Annotated in this window: 2 protein-coding genes; one reads left to right on the forward strand and one right to left on the reverse strand. The window is 73.6% G+C overall.

The window, feature by feature from the left end; all coding sequences use genetic code 11:
* Positions 1-1,023 (forward strand): type VII secretion integral membrane protein EccD (gene eccD, locus PSH25_RS27865; RefSeq protein ID WP_238661863.1); only part of this gene is annotated, 1,023 nt, incomplete at its 5' end.
* Between the two features lie 31 nt (positions 1,024-1,054).
* On the opposite strand, the gene PSH25_RS27870 is transcribed toward eccD, so the two are convergent.
* Positions 1,055-1,561, reverse strand: coding sequence for an inorganic diphosphatase (locus PSH25_RS27870; protein WP_109816465.1), 507 nt, complete (start codon positions 1,559-1,561; stop codon positions 1,055-1,057).
* Between the last annotated feature and the right edge of the window lie 410 nt (positions 1,562-1,971).

Raw genomic sequence — 1,971 nt, forward strand, 5'->3', positions numbered from 1 at the left:
CTCGCGGTCGGACTGCTCGCGCTGCTCGCCGGTGGCCCGACGCACCGGGCCGGTTGGCCGGCGGCGGTCGCGGTGGCGCTGGTGCTCACCGTGGCCGGCACGGTCGCCTCCCGCGCCAACGGCGACGGCGCCGCCGGGGCGACGCTCGGCGGCTACGCGCTGCCCTACGCTTTCACGGCCGGTGCCCTGGCCGTCGGCTCCGGCGACCCGGTCGGTCCGTTCGGGCCGGCCCGCTGGGTGGGCGCTCCCGAACTGCTGGCCGGCTCGGTCGCGCTGCTGCTGGTGGCGTTGATCGGTCTCCTCGGGGTGGCCAGCCGGCTGCGGGTGTTCGTGGCCGGTGTCACGGTCGGCCTGATCGGCGCGGGGGCCGCGCTCGGTGGGCTGCTGATGACCACGGCCGGTACGGCGGCGGTGCTGCTCAGCGCACTGGTCTTCGCCATCGGCGTGATCCCGCTGCTGGCCATCCGGCTGGGCAAGCTGCCCCTGCCACCGATCACCCTGCCGGCCCCGACCCCCGCGGAGGAGCCGGAGCGGGCCCGGGATCTGCCGGACCGGGGCCGGGTGCACGCCGCGGTGATCCGCACCGAGGAGATGCTCACCGGGATGCTGATCGGCCACGCCCTGCTGGTGGTGGCCACCGCGGTCGTCCTCGTGGTTGCCGGTGGCACGGCCGGTCGGGTGCTGGTGGCGGTCACCTCGGCGGTGCTGCTGCTGCGGTCGAGGCTGTTCGTGGCGCTGCGACAGCGGGTGCCGACGGTGCTCGCCGGGCTGGCCGGCTACGCGGTGCTGGGCGCGGTGCTGGTCGGTCGTACCGACGAGACCGGGCGGTTGGTGCTGGTCCTCGGCGGGGCGGCGCTGGCCCTGGTGGCGGTGGCCAGCGGCACCGGGTACGCCCGCCGGCCGGTCTCGCCGTACCTCGGAAGGGTCGCGGACCTCACCGACACGGCCCTGGTGGTCGCCGTGGTGCCGATCGCCTGCGCGGTGCTCGACCTGTACGACCGGGCCCGAGGGTTGCTCGGTTGAGCGACCCTCGGGCCCGGTGCGTCAGCGGTCGTCAGTGGGCGGATTCGCCGCGCGCCTCGGCGTCCCTGGCCCGCTGGTAGGAGGCGTGGATCTCGGCCTCGGCCTCGGTGCGGCCGACCCAGGTCGCGCCCTCCACCGACTTGCCGGGCTCCAGGTCCTTGTACACCTCGAAGAAGTGCTGAATCTCCAGGCGGTCGAACTCGCCCAGGTGGTGGATGTCGCGCAGGTGCTCCTGGCGGGGGTCCTCGTAGGGCACGCAGAGGACCTTGTCGTCCCCGCCCTTCTCGTCGGTCATCCGGAACATGCCGATGGTGCGGCAGCGGATCAGGCACCCCGGAAAGGTCGGCTCGGGGACCAGCACGAGGGCGTCCAGCGGGTCGCCGTCCTCGCCCAACGTGCCCTCGATGAACCCGTAGTCGGCCGGGTACTGGGTGGAGGTGAAGAGGGTGCGGTCCAACCGGATCCGGCCGGTCTTGTGGTCCACCTCGTACTTGTTCCGGTGACCTTTGGGGATCTCAACCGTCACGTCGAAATCCATCTGCACGCTCCCTCGTCTGCCCACGCTGGCTAACGGAACCACTGGCGGCCCTCCGGACAGGTGAATGCCACCCACCGACTCCGGCCGCCGCATAGTCTTCGGACCGAAGTAGTGTCACCCAAGCCGATTTTCGCTGGGGGAGGAGGGGGTCGTGGGGAGGGAAGATTCACACTACCGCCCGGACGGGGGCTCCGCGCACGGTACCGGACGATCCGGCTCCGGCAGTGCCAAGGGGCGGGTCCCGGTGCCGGAGGCGCACCTCCCACGGGCTCCCGGAGCACCGACCCCGGCGCCGGAGACGGTGCCCGAGCGGCCCCCGCCACTGCCCTGGCGCCCGCCGGCCGGACCGGCGTCGGCCGCTCCGAACACCGGTCACTCTCCGGTCGCCGGCGGTGAGCGGCCGGTGAGCG

It is taken from the genome of Micromonospora foliorum, from assembly GCF_022229015.1.
GTDB lineage: Bacteria > Actinomycetota > Actinomycetes > Mycobacteriales > Micromonosporaceae > Micromonospora > Micromonospora foliorum.

What these genes read in the sequence shown, in the direction of transcription:
- PSH25_RS27870 (WP_109816465.1), bottom strand. Translation starts at nt 1,561, where the DNA reads ATGGATTTCGACGTGACGGTTGAGATCCCCAAAGGTCACCGGAACAAG.